The organism is Streptacidiphilus monticola, assembly GCF_042658505.1.
Lineage (GTDB): Bacteria > Actinomycetota > Actinomycetes > Streptomycetales > Streptomycetaceae > Streptacidiphilus > Streptacidiphilus monticola.
This window is the reverse complement of the sequence record NZ_JBHSQJ010000139.1, coordinates 1-236: the sequence shown is the minus strand read 5'-3', so window position 1 is coordinate 236 and position 236 is coordinate 1. Positions and strand designations below refer to the sequence as shown.

At 55.1% G+C, this 236-nt stretch carries 1 protein-coding gene; it reads left to right on the top strand.

The features are described from left to right. On the top strand, window positions 1-236 hold a 236-nt coding region (locus tag ACFP3V_RS27555), incomplete at both ends, for a hypothetical protein (RefSeq protein WP_380589012.1).

Genomic DNA, 236 nt, shown 5'->3' with positions numbered 1-236 from the left:
CGTACTTTTTCACCGGTGAAAATCCGCAATGGGAACGGGACAAACCCACAGGAATGAAGCTGTGTGATTACCTCTATCGAAAGGTGGAGCGGTTCGCCATCGAGAACGGTGTGCAGGTGGTTGATGCCGGGAAGTGCTCACCGGAGCAGATTAACGCGATGATTGAGGTGGTCAGCGAGCGGCACGGGGAAAGCGCGGTGAACGAGAAGCTGAAAGCGGAGCTGATGCGGGAATAT